This window comes from Humibacillus xanthopallidus (assembly GCF_006717145.1).
Taxonomy (GTDB): Bacteria; Actinomycetota; Actinomycetes; order Actinomycetales; family Dermatophilaceae; genus Humibacillus; species Humibacillus xanthopallidus.
Genome location: NZ_VFQF01000002.1, coordinates 704,200 through 723,472 on the forward strand (window position 1 = coordinate 704,200; position 19,273 = coordinate 723,472).

General features: G+C 71.3%; 17 protein-coding genes. 11 read left to right on the plus strand and 6 right to left on the minus strand.

Annotated elements, in window-relative coordinates; translation table 11 throughout:
• Positions 1-3: 3 nt before the first annotated feature.
• Both FHX52_RS14065 and FHX52_RS14070 read left to right on the plus strand, forming a co-directional pair.
• Positions 4-1,698 carry an alpha/beta hydrolase gene (locus FHX52_RS14065; protein WP_141822980.1) on the plus strand — a complete coding sequence of 565 codons (1,695 nt, stop codon included), beginning with the start codon at positions 4-6 and terminating at the stop codon, positions 1,696-1,698.
• A gap of 34 nt (positions 1,699-1,732) precedes the next feature.
• Positions 1,733-2,332 (plus strand): hypothetical protein, encoded by a 600-nt coding sequence (locus tag FHX52_RS14070; RefSeq protein WP_141822981.1) that lies wholly within the window; start codon positions 1,733-1,735, stop codon positions 2,330-2,332.
• Between the two features lie 106 nt (positions 2,333-2,438).
• On the opposite strand, the gene FHX52_RS14075 is transcribed toward FHX52_RS14070, so the two are convergent.
• Both FHX52_RS14075 and FHX52_RS14080 read right to left on the minus strand, forming a co-directional pair.
• Positions 2,439-2,750: a TFIIB-type zinc ribbon-containing protein gene (locus tag FHX52_RS14075; protein ID WP_141822982.1), complete on the minus strand. Its 312-nt coding sequence runs from the start codon at positions 2,748-2,750 to the stop codon at positions 2,439-2,441.
• Positions 2,751-2,760: 10 nt separating this feature from the next.
• Positions 2,761-3,657 carry a phosphotransferase gene (locus tag FHX52_RS14080; RefSeq protein WP_141822983.1) on the minus strand — a complete coding sequence of 299 codons (897 nt, stop codon included), beginning with the start codon at positions 3,655-3,657 and terminating at the stop codon, positions 2,761-2,763.
• A gap of 82 nt (positions 3,658-3,739) precedes the next feature.
• Between FHX52_RS14080 and FHX52_RS14085 the strand changes: the two genes are divergently transcribed.
• Together FHX52_RS14085 and FHX52_RS14090 are read left to right on the plus strand one after the other, a co-directional pair.
• A complete protein-coding gene (locus tag FHX52_RS14085; protein ID WP_141822984.1) occupies positions 3,740-4,471 on the plus strand; it encodes a dienelactone hydrolase family protein in 732 nt (243 codons plus the stop codon).
• Positions 4,471-6,264 carry a DUF7800 domain-containing protein gene (locus FHX52_RS14090; RefSeq protein ID WP_141822985.1) on the plus strand — a complete coding sequence of 598 codons (1,794 nt, stop codon included), beginning with the start codon at positions 4,471-4,473 and terminating at the stop codon, positions 6,262-6,264. Before FHX52_RS14085 ends, FHX52_RS14090 begins: the two co-directional genes overlap by 1 nt.
• Positions 6,265-6,514: 250 nt before the next feature.
• On the opposite strand, the gene FHX52_RS14095 is transcribed toward FHX52_RS14090, so the two are convergent.
• A complete protein-coding gene (locus tag FHX52_RS14095) occupies positions 6,515-7,714 on the minus strand; it encodes a potassium channel family protein (RefSeq protein ID WP_141822986.1) in 1,200 nt (399 codons plus the stop codon).
• Positions 7,715-7,907: 193 nt separating this feature from the next.
• On the opposite strand from FHX52_RS14095, the gene FHX52_RS14100 reads away from it, so the two are divergent.
• Both FHX52_RS14100 and FHX52_RS14105 read left to right on the plus strand, forming a co-directional pair.
• Complete coding sequence (locus tag FHX52_RS14100) at positions 7,908-8,564, plus strand: TetR/AcrR family transcriptional regulator (RefSeq protein ID WP_141822987.1); 657 nt, start codon at positions 7,908-7,910, stop codon at positions 8,562-8,564.
• 58 nt (positions 8,565-8,622) lie between these two features.
• Positions 8,623-10,272, plus strand: a complete 1,650-nt coding sequence (locus FHX52_RS14105) for a sulfatase family protein (protein ID WP_185747290.1) — start codon at positions 8,623-8,625, stop codon at positions 10,270-10,272.
• Between the two features lie 144 nt (positions 10,273-10,416).
• Here FHX52_RS14105 and FHX52_RS14110 read toward each other — a convergent pair whose 3' ends face one another.
• From FHX52_RS14110 to FHX52_RS14120, 3 genes are all read right to left on the minus strand, one after another.
• Entirely contained in the window at positions 10,417-10,728 is a 312-nt protein-coding gene (locus FHX52_RS14110; RefSeq protein ID WP_221630603.1) for a 2TM domain-containing protein, read from the minus strand.
• A gap of 83 nt (positions 10,729-10,811) precedes the next feature.
• Positions 10,812-11,006: a helix-turn-helix transcriptional regulator gene (locus FHX52_RS14115; protein WP_141822989.1), complete on the minus strand. Its 195-nt coding sequence runs from the start codon at positions 11,004-11,006 to the stop codon at positions 10,812-10,814.
• Between the two features lies 1 nt (position 11,007).
• On the minus strand, positions 11,008-11,469 hold the full coding sequence (locus FHX52_RS14120) for a hypothetical protein (RefSeq protein WP_141822990.1): 462 nt from the start codon (positions 11,467-11,469) through the stop codon (positions 11,008-11,010).
• Between the two features lie 201 nt (positions 11,470-11,670).
• On the opposite strand from FHX52_RS14120, the gene dnaK reads away from it, so the two are divergent.
• The 5 genes from dnaK (at position 11,671) to FHX52_RS14145 (ending at position 19,239) form a co-directional block, all read left to right on the plus strand.
• On the plus strand, positions 11,671-13,584 hold the full coding sequence (gene dnaK / locus FHX52_RS14125; RefSeq protein WP_141822991.1) for a molecular chaperone DnaK: 1,914 nt from the start codon (positions 11,671-11,673) through the stop codon (positions 13,582-13,584).
• Positions 13,581-14,246 (plus strand): nucleotide exchange factor GrpE, encoded by a 666-nt coding sequence (locus FHX52_RS14130; protein ID WP_141822992.1) that lies wholly within the window; start codon positions 13,581-13,583, stop codon positions 14,244-14,246. Before dnaK ends, FHX52_RS14130 begins: the two co-directional genes overlap by 4 nt.
• Positions 14,247-14,341: 95 nt before the next feature.
• Positions 14,342-15,370: a DnaJ C-terminal domain-containing protein gene (locus FHX52_RS14135; protein ID WP_141822993.1), complete on the plus strand. Its 1,029-nt coding sequence runs from the start codon at positions 14,342-14,344 to the stop codon at positions 15,368-15,370.
• A gap of 47 nt (positions 15,371-15,417) precedes the next feature.
• Positions 15,418-15,870: a heat shock protein transcriptional repressor HspR gene (locus tag FHX52_RS14140; RefSeq protein WP_141822994.1), complete on the plus strand. Its 453-nt coding sequence runs from the start codon at positions 15,418-15,420 to the stop codon at positions 15,868-15,870.
• Positions 15,871-15,987: 117 nt separating this feature from the next.
• Positions 15,988-19,239, plus strand: coding sequence for an ATP-binding protein (locus FHX52_RS14145; protein ID WP_141822995.1), 3,252 nt, complete (start codon positions 15,988-15,990; stop codon positions 19,237-19,239).
• Positions 19,240-19,273 lie beyond the last annotated feature (34 nt).

Genomic DNA, 19,273 nt, shown 5'->3' on the forward strand with positions numbered 1-19,273 from the left:
GGTATGCCCGTCACCACCGCCCACCTGCGCACCGGTCGCCGGTGGTGGCACGTCTCGGGCACGGGCGTCTTCTTCGGCGCGGCCTACGTGCTCATCTCGATCTCACCGAGCCTGCTGCCGCGCACCTGGTACTACCAGGGAATGATCACCGGGCTGTGCGCTGCGGCCGGCTATGCGCTCGGGGTCGTGCTCGCGTGGCTGGTGCGGACCTTCGCCCGCATCATCGACCTGCGGATCATGGTCAGCGGGGAGGCGCGTCACTGGATCCTCGTCGCCGCGCCCGTCTTCGCCGCGGTGGCCGTCGTCGCCGTGACCGTCTCGAACGTGCGCTCGCAGGCCCGCACGGCTGCTGTCGTGCGGCTCGCGCCGCTGAGTCCGCTCGACTGGGTGCTCGCGCTCCTGCTGGCCGGCGCCATCACCACGGCCCTCATCGCCCTCGCGCGCGGGTTGCGCGGCATGACGCACCGGCTCGCCGAGGCCGCCGGCCACGTGCTGCCCAAGACGATCGCGTCGGCGATCGCCATCGTCGTCGTCGTGCTCGCGACGGCGTGGGTGAGCGACAGCGTCGTCTTCCACCGGGGCATGCAGGCCTTCGCCGGCATTGCGGCGCAAGTGAACTCGAGCCCACCGGTGGGGCGCGCGGCTCCGGCGTCGCCGATGCGCTCGGGCGGTCCGGGGTCGCTCGAGAGCTATGCGAGCCTCGGCTACCAGGGCCAGATGTTCGTCACGAGCGCCCCGACGCCCGCGCAGATCTCGGCGGCCACCGGCCGCGACGCGATCGAGCCCATCCGCGTCTATGCAGGGCGCTCGCCCGACGAGTCCATCGAGCAGGTGGCCGACGCGGTCGTGGCCGAGCTTCGGCGCACCGGTGCCTTCGACCGACGGGTGCTGGCCGTCATCACGACGACGGGCACCGGCTGGGTCGACGACTGGTCGGCGCAGTCGATCGAGTACCTCAGCAACGGTGACAGCGCGATCGCGGCGATGCAGTACTCCTACCTGCCGAGCGCCCTGTCGATGATGACCGACCGCGACACCCCCCGCGAGGCCGGCAAGGCGCTCTTCGACTCGGTGTATGCCGCCTGGAGCGCCCTCCCCCTGGACCGGCGCCCCCAGCTCGTCGTCGGCGGGGAGTCCCTCGGCTCGTACGGCGGTCAGGCCGCCTTCACGGACGCCGCCGACATGCTGCGCAAGGCGCAGGGCGGGGTCTGGGTCGGCACGCCGAGCTTCACCGGGATCGCGATGGAGCTGACGGCCCGCCGCAACGAGGGCTCGCCCGAGATCGTGCCCGTCGTCGACGCGGGGCGGCACATCCGCTTCGTCGCCGGCACCGACGGCCTGACCCACGACTACTACGGCCGCGACTACGGCACGTGGGACTTCCCTCGCTTCGTCTACGCCCAGCACCCCTCCGACCCGGTCGTCTGGTGGAACCCCGCGCTGCTCGGCGCGGAGCCGGAATGGCTCCGCGAGCCGCGCGGACGCGACGTCAACCCGGACGTCACGTGGATCCCGTTCGTCACCTTCTGGCAGCTGACGACCGACATGGCGGTCGGCCACGACCCGCCCGACGGCTACGGCCACCGCTACGGCGCCGAGCTCGTGCCGGCCTGGGGGTCGGTGCTCGGCGGGTCGCCGACCGACGACTACTCGGCGATCATCGCGGGCATCGGCAAGACGGTGAACAGGGTCGAGTGACCGGGCTGGTCCAGAGCTGACCTACGCTCGGCGTGTGCCGGCGCAGCGTTTCCACGGACAGATCGCCGGGGTCGGCTCCGACTCTGGCACCCGGGTCGTCGTCGGGTCGTGGCACCGGACTCCGCTGGGGTCCTTCGGCGACGCCATGGTCGAGACGGCCTCAGGCCACCGGGTGCTCGTCGCGCCGAGCCGTGAGGTGGCCGACTTCATCGAGGCGACCTACGCCTTCGACGAGGTGCGTCTCGAGCCGGTCACCGTGAACTCGGGGGAGGGGCGGTGGCACGTCGAGTCGCCGTCGCTCGTGCTCGACCTCACGGTCGGCGGGCGTATGCCGCTCGGCCGGCTCCTGCGGCTCGTGCCGTCCCGCGTGGCCACGAGCCGCGCATGGGCCTGCGTCGTGGACCCGTTCGCGCGGGTTGCCCTGCGCGGCGTGCGAACTCGGGGCACCGCCCTCGAGGGTCGAAAGGAGTACTACGGCGCGACCGACCTCCATGCCGTCACCAGCCTCGCCGGCTCGTTCGACGGCGAGCCGCTCGGGGTGCTCGCGCCGGTCGACCCGCCGTGCCGGTTCGGCTTCTCGTCGACGCCGGCGCGGCCGTCGGTCACGTCGGTCGTGACAACGGTGGTCACCTAGCCTGTCAAGGGTCCACGCTCGCGACGGCAGCGCCTCTCGGGGACGCCAGCACACGGCATACGCGGCGCCGTAGCCCCCGAGGTGTGCGGCTGGGTCGGGCCTCCGGTCAGCTGGAGAAGAAGAGGCCGGCCATGCCCTTCTTGCGGTACTTCTTGCCGCCATGGTTGCCCCACGACGGGCCGCCGTACTGCTGCGGCGGCGGGTGGGCCACGAAGCGGGACTCCAGCTGCGACAGGTGCTCGAACTCTCCGAAGTCGAGGAAGATGCCCCGGCACTGGTCGCACTGCTCGACGTGGACCCCGTTGCGGTCATAGGTGCGCATCGTGCCCCGGCACTTCGGGCAGACGAAGCCCTGCGGCTGGTAGGCGGCTGCGCCCGTGGCGTCCTGGTGCGGGAAGGGCGGCGGTTGCTGGCTCATGGGGTCATCCTCACATCCCCCTGCATGCCTGCAACAGGGCCGAGACTGAGATCCCGCTGGACATCGGCTGGGCGCCGAGCTCGCGCACCGCGGCGACGAAGACGGCGCACCGGGCCGCAAGGTCGAGGCGGGGCCACGGGTCGCCGTCGCCGGGGATGCCGGGCCCTCCGGTGGCGCGGTAGGCGCCCAGGAAGGTGCCCCAGCTGTCGTCGTCGAGCAGCCCCGCGGCCCAGAAGCCGGCGGGCCGGCCGAGGTCCCAAGCAGGGTCGCCCAGACCCAGGTCGTCGATGTCGAGCAGCCGCCACTCGTCGTCATGAGCCAGCTGGCCGAGGTGCCAGTCACCGTGGACCAGGGTTGTGGGGCGAGAGCCCGGCTCTTGCGCGCCTTCGCGCAGCTGCACGGTGAGGCTCGCCCCAACCGTGGCCAGCAGGTCCCGGTCGTCGTCACCGACTGCCAGGTCGGCCACCCGCGCCAGCGCCCGGCCGAGCCTCTTGCCGCCACCGTGGACGCCGAGCCGCGCGGTCACCGAGTCCACCGGTGCCCGGTGCAGGCGGGCGAGGAGTGCCCCGGCGGCCGCCCACGGCAGGTCGTCGTCGTCCGGGTGCAGCACGTCGACCCGGGGCCAGGCCGTGACGAGACGGTGGCTCGCCGGCTCTGTCCCAGGACTCGTCGACAAGGGGGCCACGACGAGCCCTCGTGCTGCAAGCCGCGCCGACGACGTGAGGCGACGTGACAGCGCGGCGGCATCCGTGCGCGGGTGGTGGACCTTGACCACGACATCGCCGACGTGGGCGACGAGCGCACCGGACGGGGTGGCGACCCGTCTCACCGGCGACCCGGGGCCGACCCCACTGCTCAGCGCGGCGGCATACGCCCGGAGCCAGGTGTCGGGAGGCTCGGCCGTCATGTCGTGATTGTCGCCGAGGTGGCGTCGGAACGGTGCACGCGTCTGCGGGCCGCTCCTCAGTCTGCGCTGGTATGACAGGGGGATGGGAACGATGATCGAGCTGCCCCAGCATGACCTGACCGCCTACCGCGCCGACCCGCCCGGCGAGGTGCGCGGGGCGGTCGTCGTCATCCAGGAGATCTGGGGCCTGGCCGACCACATCAAGGACGTCGCCGACCGTTTCGCGGCGGAGGGCTACCTCGCGGTCGCTCCCGACCTGCTCGGGCACATCGGCCTCACCCCCGAGGTCGGCGCCGAGCTCCAGCAGCTGATGTCGGCCGACGAGGCGACGCGCACGGCGGCCCAGCCGCGCATGCGCGAGGCGATGGGGGGTGCGCGCTCGCCGGAGTTCGCCGCCTGGGCGGTGCCGGCGCTGCGGTCCGTCGTCGACCTGCTCCTCGAGCAGCCCGGGGTCGAGGGCTCGGTCGGGGTCGTCGGCTTCTGCTTCGGCGGCTCCTACAGCTACGCGCTCGCGCTCGCCGAGCCCCGCCTCCGCGCCGCGGTCGCGTTCTACGGAGGCTTCCCCGAGACCGGCGACCCGGCCACCATCAGCTGCCCGGTCCTCGCGTTCTACGGCGAGGAAGACCACGGCATCACCGACGGCGTGCCCGAGCTCGAGCAGCGCATGGCCGACGCCGGGGTCGACTACACGGCGCGCGTGTACCACGACGTGGGGCACGCCTTCTTCAACGACACCTCGCCCTCGCGCTACGACGCCGAGGCAGCCGGCGACGCCTGGGCGCGCACGCTCGACTTCTTCGGCCGCCACCTCTGATGGCCGGGTCACGCGGTCCGCTCGTCCTCGGGCCGATGCTGCGCTACATCGGCGAGACCGACGCCACCGTCTGGGTCGAGACGGCCGAGGCCGCGGTGGTCACCGTCGAGGCCGGGGGCCGCGAGTGGCGCGCGCCGACCTTCAGCGTCAAGGGGCACCACTACGCCCTCGTCGTCGTCGACGGCCTCGCCCCCGGCGACGAGCTGCCGTATGCCGTCCGCATCGGTGACGACGCCGTGTGGCCGCCCGTGGACCACGCCTTCCCACCACCGCGGATCCGCACGATCGACCGGTCGAGGCCGACCCGGCTGCTCTTCGGGTCGTGCCGCACGAGCGTGTCGCACGACCGGGCAGGCAATGCCAGCAACGGTGTCGACGCGCTGCGGGCCCTCGCCCTCGCTCTCGCCGACGGCGCGGCGGAGTGGCCGGACCTGCTGGCGTTCATCGGCGACCAGGTCTACGCCGACGAGACGTCCGAGCAGATGCGGGCCTTCATCGCCGCGAGGCGTGACATCGCGCAGCCGCCGGGCGAGGAGATCAAGGACTACGAGGAGTACGCCCACCTCTACGGCCTCGCCTGGAGCGACGACGCGATCCGGTGGCTGCTCTCGACGCTGCCGAGCTGCATGATCTTCGACGACCACGACATCCGCGACGACTGGAACACGTCGTGGACCTGGCAGGAGGAGATCAACAAGACCCCGTGGTGGCACGAGCGCCTCATGGGCGGCCTGTCGTCCTACTGGGTCTACCAGCACCTCGGCAACCTCCCGCCGAGCGAGCTGGCGCAGGACGTGGTCTACGCGCGGCTCCTCGAGACGGCCGGTCCCGACGGGCAGCAGGCCGGCGAGCTGCGTGCTGACGAGACGCCGGCGGCCGAGCTGGCGGCGGCCGAGGTCGATCTCACCGAGCCGATCTTCGACCTGGCCCGCCGCGTCGACCGACACCCTGAGGTCTACCGCTGGAGCTACCGGCGTGACCTCGGCGACTGCCGGCTCGTCGTCGTCGACTCGAGGGCGGCCCGCGTGCTCGACCCCGACCACCGCTCGATGCTCGACCCCGACGAGATGTCCTGGCTCGACGAGCAGCTGACCGGAGACGTCGAGCACCTCCTCATCGGCACCTCGCTGCCGTTCCTGCTGCCCCCCGGCCTGCACGACCTCGAGGCCATCGACGAGGTGCTCGCGGAGGGCGCGCACGGCCGCCTCGTCGCGACCCTTGCCGAGCGGGCCCGCCAGAGCATCGACCTCGAGCACTGGGCGGCGTTCAACGAGGGCTTCGCCGAGGTGTTCGACATCGTCATGGACGTGGCCCGGGGCAACCGCGGCCGCGCCCCGTCGACGATCGTCTTCCTCTCGGGTGACGTCCACAACTCCTACCTCGCGGAGGTCACGGACGCCGCCGAGCGGCACGGGGCACGCTCACGCATCGTCCAGGCTGTCTGCTCGCCGATCCGCAACCCGATGCCGCGCGCGATCAGGGTGATGATGTCGGCCTTCGCCCGAAGCCTCGTGCGACCGATGCGCTTCGTCGCCGGCCACTCGAGGCGGGTGCCCGACCCGGCCTACCCGTGGCTGGTCACCGACGGGCCATGGTTCGACAACTGCCTCGCGGAGGCGACGATCCAGGGCCCTGACGTCGCCTTCGTGTGGCGGGGAGGCGAGGTGCGTGACGGCGACGACCTGCACCCGGTGCTGACGACGGTAGGTGCGGTGCGCGTCCCAGGCGGCCAGGACGCCGGAGTGAGGATCGGCGAGAGCGCTGCGGACGAGAGGCACACCGTCACGCGCTGATGCCCGGGTACCGGTGTGATGACGGGGCCACTCGAGTGTCCGTCGAGTGGCCCCGTGACCTCAGGAGTGTCGGGGTGGGTGGTGCCGGTGTGACGACGGGGCCACTCGAGTGGGGAACTGCGGCGGGTGAGTGGGGGAGTGGGTCTGGTCGAGTGGCCCCGTGACCTCACGAGTGTCGGGGCGGGAGGTGCGGGTGTGACGACGGGGCCACTCGAGTGGGGTGTGGGTCTGGTCGAGTGGCCTCGTGACCTCAGGACGCCGAGGGTGCGCGCCGCCACCGGTTGGGCGCGACCGGCACCGCCGGTATGGCGTGGGGCTGGTCGCTCAGCACGGGCTCGTCACGCTCGAGCGCGTTCCCGTGGTCGAGCGGGCTGAGGCTGCCGAGGCTCTCGGCCACGACGACGGCGTCGTCGCCCGGCCGCAGGCGGAAGTCGGCCTTGGGGTTGGCGACGGTGACGCCGTCCCGCACAACAGCGAGCAGGGTGGCCTCGTGGTCCTGGCGGAGCCGGGCGGAGAGCTCGTCGGTCGTGAGGTCGACGTAGTCGTCGGGCAGGGCGACGCGGTAGAGCTCCGAGCCGTCACCCCCCGAGACGATGTCGGTGATGAGCTCGGCGAGGCCCGGATAGAGCGCCGACCGGGCGAGCAGCCGTGACGCGAGGGTCGAGGTCACGAGGATCTCGTCGGCGTGGGCGCGCTCGAAGTGCTCGACGTGCTTGGGGTTGTTGACCTCGACGACGGTGCGCACCTCGGGGGCCATCGACTCGATGGCGAGCACCGCGAGGATCGATCGCATGTCGGCCTCGTTGCTGCCGTCTGCCGGGAAGACGATGGCGGCACTGGCCTGGGCGATGCCTGCGCGCTCGAGATCGTGGGAGTTCGTCACGTCGCCCCGCACGAAGTAGACGCCCATCCCGGCCGGGTTGGACTCGGTGTCGTGCACGAGCACGATCTTCGAGGTGAACTCGTCGCCGCGCAGCTCCTCGATGAGCTCGCGCGCCGTGGAGTTCCAGCCGCACACGACGATGTGGTTCTCGTAGCCGGCAGCACCCATGCCCTGGCCCTCCTTGAGCAGGTAGTCGATGACGAAGCCGACGAGGGCCGCCGTGAGGGTGGCGACGATGGCCACACCGAAGAAGGCGAGCAGCCAGCCGATGATGAAGCCCGCTGGCGAGTTCACGTAGCTCGAGTCGCCGGACCCGATGACGGTCGTCACGGCCCAGTAGAAGGAGTCGCCCAGGCCGTGGAGCGAGCGCTTCTCGACCTCGAAGACCGTGACGAGGAACGCGGCGACGAAGACGAACCCGATGACGGCGAGCAGCAGCGTGCGGAAGAAGTGGAGGTCGACGTCGCCGCTGATCCGCTTGAGGTGGAAGGAGACCCGCTTGAAGATCGGCACCGCCACGAGCGGGCGCAAGGGCACGGCGAGGACGCGCTTCACCGCTGCACGCATGAGACCCCCCGTCCGACGACGCGCGGGCCAACCCGCAGGACTCCTCCGACATGGTCTCGCGAGGCGCCCTGCGGCGCAGGGGAATCCACGACAGATTTGCAGCCAGTATCAGGCGAAACGGCATCAAGCGGACGTTTCTGACGGTTTCTTCAGTTCTGACCTACTCGTCAGGATCAGGGCCTATCGTCGGGTCATGTCCGCAGTGCCGGAGCCGTCCGTCGCCCGAGTCGACCGCCGCAAGGCGCGCACCCGGCGAGCGCTGGTGGAGGCGGCCCGCCGCATCCTCGCCAGCCGCGGCACGACCGACGTCAGCATCCAGGACATCACCGACGAGGCGGACGTCGGGCTCGGCTCGTTCTACAACCACTTCTCGAGCAAGGCCGAGCTGTTCGAGGAGGCCGCGGGCGAGGCCCTCGAGGAGTACGGGCAGCGACTCGACAAGAGCTCGGCAGGCATGGACGACCCGGCGGAGATCTTCGCGCTCGGCGTGCGCCTGACCGCCGGGCTCGCACGCACCCAGCCGGCGGTCGCCCAGATCCTCGTGCAGGCCGGTGAGGTCTTCCTCGTGAGCGACCGCGGGCTCGCCCCCCGGGCGCGACGCGACATCCAGCGCGGCATCGACACCGGCCGCTTCGCCGTCGCCTCCGCCGACGTCGCCCTCGTGGCCACGGCGGGGGCGGTCCTCACCTACGTCCAGGTCGCGCTCGCCTCGCCCGACCGGTTCGACGACACCTCCGTCGACGCCCTCGCAGAGCTCCTCCTGCGGATGCTCGGCGTGCCCGCCCGCAGTGCCAGGGCGGTCGTCCAGCGACCGCTGCCGGCGCCCTCGGGGACACCCGGCTGGACCTGACCCCGCCTGACCGCACCCGTCCCTGCCGCCACCATCCCCGCCCCTCGAAGGAGACCTCGTGACCGCGTCCACCCCCAGCCTGGGAGGGCCCGCGGGCCGCCCCAACGTCCTGCTCATCACGACGGACGAGCAGCGCTGGTCGCTGCCGACGCCGGCGGGCTTCCACCTGCCGGCGCGCGACTGGCTCGCCGAGCGAGGCACGACCTTCGACCGCTACTACGTCGCCTCCGCGATGTGCAGCTCGTCGCGCTCCGTGATGTATACGGGCAGGCACGTGCCGATCACGCAGATCTACGACAACGACAACATGCCCTACATCCGCCCGCTCGACCCGAGCCTCGGCACGCTGGGCACGATGATGCGCGCGGCCGGCTACTACACCTCCTACCAGGGCAAGTGGCACCTCTCGAACGCCTACCAGTCCCCGACGAAGCAGACCTCGACCGTCGACGAGCTCGAGCCCTACGGCTTCTCGGAGTTCAACGACTGGGGCGACATCGACGGTGGCGCCTGGGCCGGCCTCAAGATCGACCCCGTCATCGCCGGTCAGGCGGTCAAGTGGCTGCGCGACCGGGCACCGGTCGTCGGGCAGGACCAGCCGTGGTTCATGGCGGTCAACTTCGTCAACCCCCACGACGTCATGAGCTACGACTACGGCACGCGGCGCTCGATCGCGCCCCCGCCCAACCTCGCCGAGGCCGTGACGGTGCGTCCCCCGGCCGACACCCCGATCTACAACAAGGTGTGGGACCTCGAGCTCCCGGCGACCGCCGGTGACGACCTCTCGAGCGCGCCCCAGGCGGTGCGCGAGTACGCCGGCCTCGCGAGCACGATGTTCGGCGACATCAGCTCGCCGGAGCAGTGGCGGCTCGGCATGAACTTCTACCTCAACTGCATCCGTGACGTCGACCGCAGCATCGCCCTGGTCCTCGACGCCCTCGCCGCCTCCGGTCAGGCCGACCGCACGGTCGTCGTCTTCACCTCCGACCACGGCGAGATGGCCGGCTCGCACGGTCTGCGCCAGAAGGGCAACCTCGTCTACGACGAGAACTTCCACGTGCCCCTCGTCGTCGTGCACCCCGACGTCGCGGGCGGCGGCAGGAGTCATGCGCTCGGCTCGGCCGTCGACCTCGCGCCCACGATCCTCGAGCTGGCCGGGGTCGACCCGGAGCGGCTGCGGTCGGAGTTCTCCGGGCTGCACGGCCAGTCGCTGGCGCCCGTCCTCCTCGACCCGGAGGCTCGCCCTCGGGAGGGAGTGCTCACCGCCGTCGAGTCGGTGCTCACCCTGGACGCCGACTTCTGGCGCGCCTTCGGCAGCGGCGATGCGCCGGCCCGGGTGCAGTCCGGCGAGCTGCGACCGGACTGGCGCAAGCGCGGCTTCCTGCGCGGGTGGACCGACGAGCGCTACACCTTCGGGCGCTACTTCTCGCCGCTCGAGCCGAACCGGCCAGGAGGGGTCGACGAGCTGCTCCGCGACAACGACGTCGTGCTCTACGACCGGCAGAGCGATCCTGGTGAGACGAACAACCTCGCGTCCGACCCGGAGCACCGCGGCCTCGTCGAGTCGCTCGGGGCCAAGCTCGAGGCGCTCATCGACGCCGAGATCGGTGCCGACGAGCACGCCTGGGTGGCCGAGCGCCCCATCCTTCTCGGGCCCCCGCGCTGGCGCGGCGACTCCGTGGGAGCGGTGCCGGCCGCCTCCGCCTGAGGTCACGCGGCGGCATACGGCAGCGGGGGACGCGTCGGGGAAACTGAGCGCCGATCAGCGGCGCCGCCGGGGTCCTGCCAAGCGGCGGCGTCGCTGCGGCGCGCGGGCCTGCCGGTCTGCCGTATGCCGGCCGGCCCCTCCCGGTCAGCCGTGCCGCATCCGCAGGCGGTCCATCTCGGCCTCCACCTCGGCAGGTCCCGGCTCAGGGCTGAGGACGTCCCAGACGTTGAAGGCCAAGCCGATGCCCCAGCCGAGGAGGACGAAGATCGGCCAGAAGAAGCCGGTCCCGCTCACCCACCAGATGCCGACGAGCAGGAGGTTGACCATCACGTAGGCGATGGCGTGCGCCTGCAGGTCCCGCTTCGCCTTGAGGTGCTTGAGTGCCAGCGCGCGGAGGTCGTCGTCCATCCGGTCAGGGGGGACCTCGGCGCCCGTGGGCACGATCGGGTTGCTCATCGTGATCTCCCTTCCACCTCCAGCGTGCGACGCGCACAGGAGGCGGCGGCAGGGCCCTTGGTCCTGCCTTCGGGCACAGGCGCTCACACGTCGGGGCGGAAGATGTCCTCGATCGGTGCGCCGAAGAGCGCGGCCAGCCGGAAGGCGAGCGGCAAGCTCGGGTCGAACCGTCCCTTCTCGATGGAGATGACGGTCTGGCGGGACACCCCGAGCGCCTCGGCGAGCTGTGCCTGCGAGAGGCCGCGCTCGGCGCGGCGCACGGCAATGTCGTTGTCCACGTCAGCGGGCGCTGCGCTCGAGCGCGACGTAGCGCACCGCCGCGTCGCCCATCGCGAGGACGACGAGGGCGAGCAGCACGACCTGGGCCTCGAGAGCCACGTCGAGGACCGACACGACGGCGAGGCCGAGGCCCATGACGACGAGCAGGTCGGTGAAGGCGCCGGCCGAGGCGACCTGGACCCAACGGTGCTCGACGTTGTCGCCCGCGTTGCGGTCGGGTCGGACCGTCACGGGTGCGACAAGCAGGAGCCAGGCGAGCGCCCCGGCGGGGGCCAGCGTGGAGGCGGCGAAGACCGTGGCGGTCAGGACGAAGGGGCGGCCTGACATCGCGCCGGCGAGGACACCGACGGCGGCAGACGCGACGAGGGTGAGCATGGCAGCGACGAGGCGTCGGCGGGTCAGCGAGTCGAGCACGAGGGCCTCCGTGGTCCGGTCCTGGGTGACGCCGGACGGACGTGTCAAGCGTGCTTGACGTAAAGGATGCTTGACACCAAGCGATGCGTCAAGCGGGCGGTCGACAACCGGGAACAATCCCCGCGCGACCAGAGTTGAGTCGACTGAACGCAAGATTTGCGAGTCCGGCTTTGACAATCGCAGGACGGGCGAGCAGATTTGCTCTGAAGCCCCATCTCATCAGCACCATCACGCAACGAGGAGTCACCCATGGCACGTGCGGTCGGAATCGACCTCGGTACCACCAACTCGGCAGTCTCCGTCCTGGAGGGCGGCGAGCCGAGCATCATCGCGAACGCCGAGGGTGGGCGCACCACGCCCTCCGTCGTCGCCTTCTCCAAGAACGGCGAGGTGCTCGTCGGCGAGGTCGCCAAGCGCCAGGCCGTCACCAACGTCGACCGGACGATCCGCTCCGTCAAGCGCCACATGGGCACGGGCTGGAAGTCGGCCGAGATCGACGGCAAGACCTACAACGCGCAGGAGATCAGCGCCCGCATCCTGCAGAAGCTGAAGCGCGACGCCGAGGCCTACCTCGGCGAGACGGTGACCGACGCGGTCATCACCGTGCCCGCCTACTTCGACGACGCCGAGCGCCAGGCCACCAAGGAGGCCGGCGAGATCGCGGGCCTCAACGTCCTGCGCATCGTCAACGAGCCCACCGCTGCGGCGCTCGCCTACGGCCTCGACAAGGGCAAGGAGGACGAGCTCATCCTCGTCTTCGACCTCGGTGGCGGCACGTTCGACGTCTCCCTCCTCGAGGTGGGCAAGGACGCCGAGGACGGCTTCGCGACGATCCAGGTGCGCGCGACCAACGGTGACAACCACCTCGGTGGCGACGACTGGGACGACCTGCTCGTCCAGCACCTCATCACCCAGGTGAAGAACAAGACGGGCCAAGACCTCTCCAAGGACAAGATCGCGATGCAGCGCCTCCGTGACGAGGCCGAGCGCGCCAAGAAGGAGCTCTCCACCGCGACGAGCACCAACATCTCGGCGCAGTACATCTCGATGACGCCCGAGGGCCCGATCCACCTCGACGAGAACATCACGCGCGCGCAGTTCGAGCAGATGACGAAGTCGCTCCTCGACCGCACCAAGGCCCCGTTCCACAAGGTCATCGAGGACGCCGGCATCAAGGTCGCCGACATCGACCACGTCGTGCTCGTCGGCGGCTCGACCCGTATGCCCGCCGTCACCGCTCTCGTCAAGGAGCTGACCGGCGGCAAGGAGCCCAACAAGGGCGTCAACCCCGACGAGGTCGTCGCCATGGGCGCGAGCCTGCAGGCCGGTGTCCTCAAGGGCGAGCGCAAGGACGTCCTGCTCATCGACGTCACGCCGCTCTCGCTCGGCATCGAGACCAAGGGTGGCCTGTTCACCAAGCTCATCGAGCGCAACACCGCGATCCCGACGAAGCGCTCTGAGATCTTCAGCACCGCCGACGACAACCAGCCGTCAGTCCTCATCCAGGTCTTCCAGGGTGAGCGCGAGATCGCGCAGCACAACAAGTCGCTCGGCACCTTCGAGCTGACCGGCATCGCGCCGGCGCCGCGTGGTGTGCCGAAGATCGAGGTCACCTTCGACATCGACGCCAACGGCATCGTCAACGTCAGTGCCAAGGACCAGGGCACCGGCAAGGAGCAGAAGATGACGATCACCGGCGGCTCGGCCCTGTCCAAGGACGAGATCGACAAGATGGTCAAGGACGCCGAGGCCCACGCCGACGAGGACCGCAAGCGCCGCGAGGACGCCGAGGTGCACAACCAGGCCGAGCAGCTGATCTTCTCGACCGAGAACTTCCTCAAGGAGTCCGGCGACAAGATCCCGACCGACGTCAAGACCCCGGTCGACGAGGCGCTCGCGGACCTCAAGGCCGCCATCGCCGAGGGCTCCGAGGCCAGCGCCGACGACATCAAGGCCAAGATCGAGGACCTCAACACCAAGTCGCAGGCCATGGGCCAGGCGCTGTATGCCGCGGAGCAGGCTTCCGCCAGCGCCGCGGGTTCCGCTGGGGCACAGGACTCCTCGGCTGACGCCGGCGCTTCGGCTGGTGCGGGCTCGGCCGCCGACGACGACGTCGTCGACGCCGAGGTCGTCGACGAGGACGAGACCAAGGACTCCAAGTGACCGACACGACCGGCACGGGGGCCCCCGAGGGCACACCGCCCGACGGTGTCGAGCCCGAGTCGACCGGCAGGGCCGATGGAGCCGGCAGCGCACCTGCTGACGGCTCCCCGGCCGGGGCCGGCCCGGGTCACCACCGCTACTTCGAGGGTGGCCCCGGGGCCTCGTCCGAGCCCGGTGGTGAGGACGAGTTCGACCACGGCGCAGGCGAGTCCGAGAGCGAGGTGCTGGCGCGTGAGGACGCGCTGGCGGCCTCCTACCTCTCCGACCTGCAGCGGCTCCAGGCCGAGTACGTCAACTACAAGAAGCGCGTCGACCGCGACCGTGACGTCATCCGCAACGCCGCTGTCGGCAGCGTCGTGGAGTCGTTGCTCCCCGTGCTCGACGACATCCACATGGCCCGCCAGGTCGGCGACCTCGCCGACGGCCCGTTCTCCGCGATCGCCGACAAGCTCGAGGCGATCCTCGGTCGCTACGGCGTCGAGCGGCTGGGCGAGGCCGGCCAGGAGTTCGACCCCAACGTGCACGAGGCCCTCATGCACGTCGAGGCCGACCTGCCCGAGGGATCCACCGGCACGCACGTCGTGCAGGTGCTCCAGCCCGGCTACCGCATCGGCGAGCGCCTCGTGCGCGCGGCGAGGGTCTCGGTTGCCGACGCAGGCTGAACGTGTCGTCGCCCGGCGCGGGGTCAACCGCTTCGCGCCGGGAGACATGCAGGATGATGTGAGAACCCAGCCACCCGACCGGAAGGAGGTGCGCCATGGCTAGTCAGGACTGGTTCGAGAAGGACTTCTACGCCACCCTCGGCGTGCCCCAGGACGCCGACGCTGCGGTGATCAAGAAGGCCTACCGCAAGCTCGCCCGCGACCTGCACCCCGACCACAACGTCGGCAACGCCCACGCCGAGGAGCGCTTCAAGGAGATCGGCGAGGCGTATGCCGTGCTCTCCGACCCCGAGCAGCGTCGCGAGTACGACGCCATCCGTGCCATGTCGCACGGCGGCGCTCGCTTCACCGCGGGCGGGCCGGGCGGCGGCGGCGCCGGCTTCGAGGACATCTTCTCCGCGTTCGGCGGTCCTGGTGGCCCCGGAGGCGGCGGCCAGCGCGTGCGCTTCGACACGAGCGGGGGGCAGCCGAACATCGAGGACCTCCTCGGCCAGATGTTCGGTGGCGGCGCCGGCGGCTTCGGCGGCGCCCAGGGCTATGGCGGCGGCGGCTTCGGCTCCACAGCCGGCCCGCGGCCCGGGGCCGACGTGCAGGCCAGCACGAGCATCGGCTTCCGCGCCGCCGTCGAGGGCTCGACCGTCACGCTGACCTCGCCCGACCTCGGCCGCATCACCGCGCGCATCCCCCCGGGTGTCAAGGACGGCCAGAGAATTCGACTGCGCGGCAAGGGTCGTCAAGGTGACCCAGGTGCGGCGCCCGGCGACCTCATCCTCACGGTGACCGTCGGCAAGCACCCCGTCTTCGGTCGCGACGGCGACAACCTCACGCTCGACCTGCCCGTCACGTTCGCCGAGGCCGCGCTCGGTGCGACCGTCTCGGTGCCGACGCTCGACGGCGGCTCGGTCAAGGTCAAGGTCGCGCCCGGCACCCCGAGTGGGCGCGTGCTCCGGCTCAAGGGCCGCGGCGTCACGCGTGGTGACCACAAGGGCGACCTCCTCGCCAAGGTGCAGGTCGTCGTGCCCCAGCGGCTCACCGACGAGGCCCGCGAGGCCGTCGAGAAGATGGCCGCGGCCGAGGACGGTCACGACCCGAGGGCCGAGCTCTTCGAGCGGGCCCGGGCCTGACGGCATACGGCAGCGACGAGAGAGCCCAGCAGAGGACGGTGAGCACGATGGCACGCAGGAACGCCCGAACGGGCGGTCACGACGACGACGCCCCGGTGTTCGTCATCTCCGTCGCGGCCGAGCTCGCCGGCATGCACGCCCAGACGCTGCGGCAGTACGACCGGCTCGGGCTCGTCACTCCGTCGCGCACCCGCGGCGGCGGACGGCGCTACAGCACGCGCGACGTGGCGCTGCTGCGCGAGGTGCAGCGGCTCTCGCAGGAGGGCGTCTCGCTCGCCGGCATCCAGCGCATCCTCGAGCTCGAGACCCACGTCGACGCGCTGCAGGCGAGGGTCACCGAGCTGACCGAGGCACTCGACCAGGCGCGCACCGCACTGTCGTCCGGCACCCGCGTCTTCGCCGTGGGGCCGATGGGTGAGGTCGTGCCGATTCGTCCCGGGCAGAGGCCGCCTCGCCATCCGTCGTCGCAGGCTCTCGTCGTCTGGAGACCCGAGCGCTAGCCGCGTGAATCGTCAACTGCATGTGCAAGACTGTGGGGCCGCCTCGAGCAAAGGGGCGTTGAGTGCAGTAGCTGGATGCCGCCGGAGGCCTCTCGTGATTCTCATTCCGGAGGTCGAGTGAACCCGCATCACCGCGACGTCGACCCCGTGGCCGAGCCCACGGCCGACATGGTCGCCGGTCCGTCGACGATGACGTCGGACCACCCGGGCGAGATGCAGGAGCTCTTCTCCCTCACCGACTGGAGCGCAACGCAGCTCGGGCCGGTCGAGAGCTGGCCCGCGCGACTGCGCACCATCGTCGACATCTGCCTGTCGTCGCGCTTCCCCATGCTCGTGTGCTGGGGCCGCGACCTCGTCATGATCTACAACGACGGCTACCGGACGCTGCTCGGCTCGACGAAGCACCCCGGTGCCTGGGGCCGCCCGGTGCGAGACGTGTGGCCCGAGATCTGGGACGTCATCGGCCCGATGTTCGACGGCGTCGTGCAGGGTGGGCCACCGACGTGGGCCCAGGACGAGCTCCTCGTCGTCGACCGCTACGGCTTCGCCGAGGAGGCCTACTTCACGTGGACCTACGGCGCCATCCACGACGACTCGGGTGAGAACGTCGTCGGCATCCTCAACGTCGCCACCGAGGTGACCGCGAAGGTGCTGGCCGAGCGCCGGGCCCGGGTGTCAGCTGAGCTCGTCGCTGCGCTCGCCGACGCCACGTCCGCCGATGGAGTGCGCCGGCGCGCCGTCGACGTGCTCGGGGCCCACACCGAGGACCACCTCTGGGTCGACCTCGTCTGGACCGACGGCCGCGGCCCGGACGCTCCGGAGGTCCTCGACGAGCTGGCGGCCGCCCCCGGCGAGGGTGACGGGGCGGTGCACGTGCTGCCGGTCCTCGAGCCGGGTCTGCACGAGCCGACCGCGCATCTGCACCTCACGGCCAACCCGCGACGTCCGTGGGACGGTCCGCTCCAGGTGTACGCCGAGCTCTGTGCGTCGCACGTCGCCATGGCGCTGAGCGGCCTGCGGCGGCTCCGGGAGGAGCAGCACCGGGCCGAGGTGCTGACTGCCCTCGACACGGCAAAGACCGACTTCTTCGCCAACGTCAGCCACGAGCTGCGCACGCCGCTGACGCTCATCGCCGGGCCGGTGCAGGACGCGCTGAAGAACCCCGACCTCGGCGACGAGGCGCGCGAGCGCTTCGAACTGATCCGCCGCAACACCGACCGCCTCGTCGGCCTCGTCGACCGCATCCTCGACCTCACCCGCGTCGAGGCGGGTGCGGTCGAGCCGCACTGGGTGCAGGTCGACGTGCGGGAGGTCCTCACGGGGGTCGCTGCCAACTTCCGCCCGGCCATCGAGCGGCTCGGTCTCGACTTCTCCGTCGAGCTCGACGAGCTCGACCACGACACCTTCGTCGATGTCGACATGCTCGAACGCGTCGTGCTTAACCTCCTCTCGAACGCCCTGAAGTTCACCCCCCGAGGCGGTATCACGTTGCGTCTCGCGGCCGACGGCGACGGTTACACCGTCACGGTGACCGACACGGGGATCGGCATCGCCGAACGCGACCTCGATCTCGTCTTCGACCGGTTCCGCCAGCTGAGCCGCGACGACGAGCGTCGCTCGCGCGAGGGCGCCGGCATCGGGCTCTCGCTCGTCCAGCAGCTCGTGGCCCTGCTCGGGGGACGGATCTCCGTGGAGTCCACCGAGGGTGAGGGCAGCACCTTCGCCGTCGCGCTGCCATGGGGTGTCCCCGCCGCTCACTCGGCCACCCGGCCGTCGATCACTCCCCGGTCCGTGGAGTCGTTCATCTCCGAGGCGAGCGGCTGGGCCCTGCGCTCCATCGACGCCGTCGACGCCACCGCGGCCGCCGCCGTCGAGGTCGAGCAGCGTCCGGACTCCAGCTCGCGTCTGTCCGACGGCCCCCATGCGGGCTCGAGGGCCGCCAAGGCTGCTGCAGAGGCCGCGGCCGTCGCGCGTGGCGTCGAAGTGGAGCGGCCCCGCCTGCTCCTCGTCGAGGACAACGCCGACATGCGCGACTACACGGCGCGCCACCTCGCGGCCGACTACGACGTCGTGCCGGTCGGCGACGGGCGAGAGGCCCTTGACCGGATGCGCGCAGACCCGCCCGTAGACCTCGTGCTCGCCGACGTCATGATGCCGCGCATGGACGGCCTCGAGCTGGTCCGGCAGATCCGGGCCGACGAGCGGCTGCGCGACGTGCCGGTCGTGCTGCTGTCGGCGCGGGCCGGGGTGGAGGCGAGCACGACGGGTCTGCTCGAGGGCGCCGACGACTACGTCATCAAGCCCTTCCAGCCCGACGAGCTGCGCGCCCGCCTCGCCTCCAACCTCGTGCGAGCCCGGTCCCGGTCACGCGACGCCGCCTGGCTGCGCGCCATCCTGGGCTCCATCCAGGAGCCGGTCGTCGTCAGCGACACCGACGGCCGCGTCCTCGAGCTCAACGAGGCTTTCACCCGCGCCTACGGCTGGTCTCTGGCCGACGGCCCGCTCGTGCCGCCCTACCCCTGGTGGGTGTCGGCCGAGCACCTGCCCGACGAGCGCCGGGCCGCCGAGCGTCGGATGGACCTCCTGCGCGCCGGCCAGCCCGTCATGGACGACCACTACCGCGTCCTGCGCAAGGGCGGCGGCGAGTCGTGGGTCCACATGCGCGCCGCTCTCGTGCCCGCCACGCCGGAGCACGCGGGCTTCGTCATCGTGGTGGCCCGCGACGAGACCCGCGAGCGGGAGTCGCGCATGCGGCGCGAGCTCGCGGCCCGCATCTCGGTCGACCTGGCGGCCGCTGACGACCTCGAGTCGGTGCTCGCGACCGCCGTCACCGGCTTCACGGTGCTCTTCGACGGCGAGGTGAGCCTGCGCGTCGCGCCCGAGCGGGGCGACACGGTCGTGCTCAGCCCGCGCGGGCGGGTCCGGCCCGAGCAGCTGCCTCACCCGGTGCGCCAGGGGCTGCTCGGAAAGGCCAGCACCGAGGTGCGCGCGGGCGAGAAGCGCGAGGGGCTGCTCCTCGCCCCGACGTCCCAGCGCTCCGACTGCCGCGCGTGGGTGCAGTTCGACGAGCCGCGACTCGTGCCGTCCGACGAGCTCATCGTCGGCGACCTGCTCGCCCAGTCGCTCGGGCAGGCGGTCGACCGCGTGGTGGACCGCCGCGACAGCGCCGCGAAGCAGGAGCAGCTCGGCCAAGCCATCGAGAGCCACCGGCTCATCGGGCAGGCGGTCGGCATCCTCATCGAGCGCCACCGCACGACGCCCGTCGAGGCCTTCGAGATGCTCCGCCAGGCGTCGCTCAGCCGCAACATCAAGCTCCGCGAGATCGCCACACGGGTCGTCGAGTCCGGCGAGGAGCCGACGACCGCGTGATCGAGCGCGTCCACGGCCGTTGTCTGAGAGACTT

Coding starts and splice junctions, on each gene's coding strand:
- FHX52_RS14065 (WP_141822980.1), top strand. CDS start 4: ATGCCCGTCACCACCGCCCACCTGCGCACCGGTCGCCGGTGGTGGCAC.
- FHX52_RS14075 (WP_141822982.1), bottom strand. CDS start 2,750: ATGAGCCAGCAACCGCCGCCCTTCCCGCACCAGGACGCCACGGGCGCA.
- FHX52_RS14080 (WP_141822983.1), bottom strand. CDS start 3,657: ATGACGGCCGAGCCTCCCGACACCTGGCTCCGGGCGTATGCCGCCGCG.
- FHX52_RS14085 (WP_141822984.1), top strand. CDS start 3,740: ATGGGAACGATGATCGAGCTGCCCCAGCATGACCTGACCGCCTACCGC.
- FHX52_RS14090 (WP_141822985.1), top strand. CDS start 4,471: ATGGCCGGGTCACGCGGTCCGCTCGTCCTCGGGCCGATGCTGCGCTAC.
- FHX52_RS14095 (WP_141822986.1), bottom strand. CDS start 7,714: ATGCGTGCAGCGGTGAAGCGCGTCCTCGCCGTGCCCTTGCGCCCGCTC.
- FHX52_RS14100 (WP_141822987.1), top strand. CDS start 7,908: ATGTCCGCAGTGCCGGAGCCGTCCGTCGCCCGAGTCGACCGCCGCAAG.
- FHX52_RS14110 (WP_221630603.1), bottom strand. CDS start 10,728: ATGAGCAACCCGATCGTGCCCACGGGCGCCGAGGTCCCCCCTGACCGG.
- dnaK (WP_141822991.1), top strand. CDS start 11,671: ATGGCACGTGCGGTCGGAATCGACCTCGGTACCACCAACTCGGCAGTC.
- FHX52_RS14135 (WP_141822993.1), top strand. CDS start 14,342: ATGGCTAGTCAGGACTGGTTCGAGAAGGACTTCTACGCCACCCTCGGC.
- FHX52_RS14140 (WP_141822994.1), top strand. CDS start 15,418: ATGGCACGCAGGAACGCCCGAACGGGCGGTCACGACGACGACGCCCCG.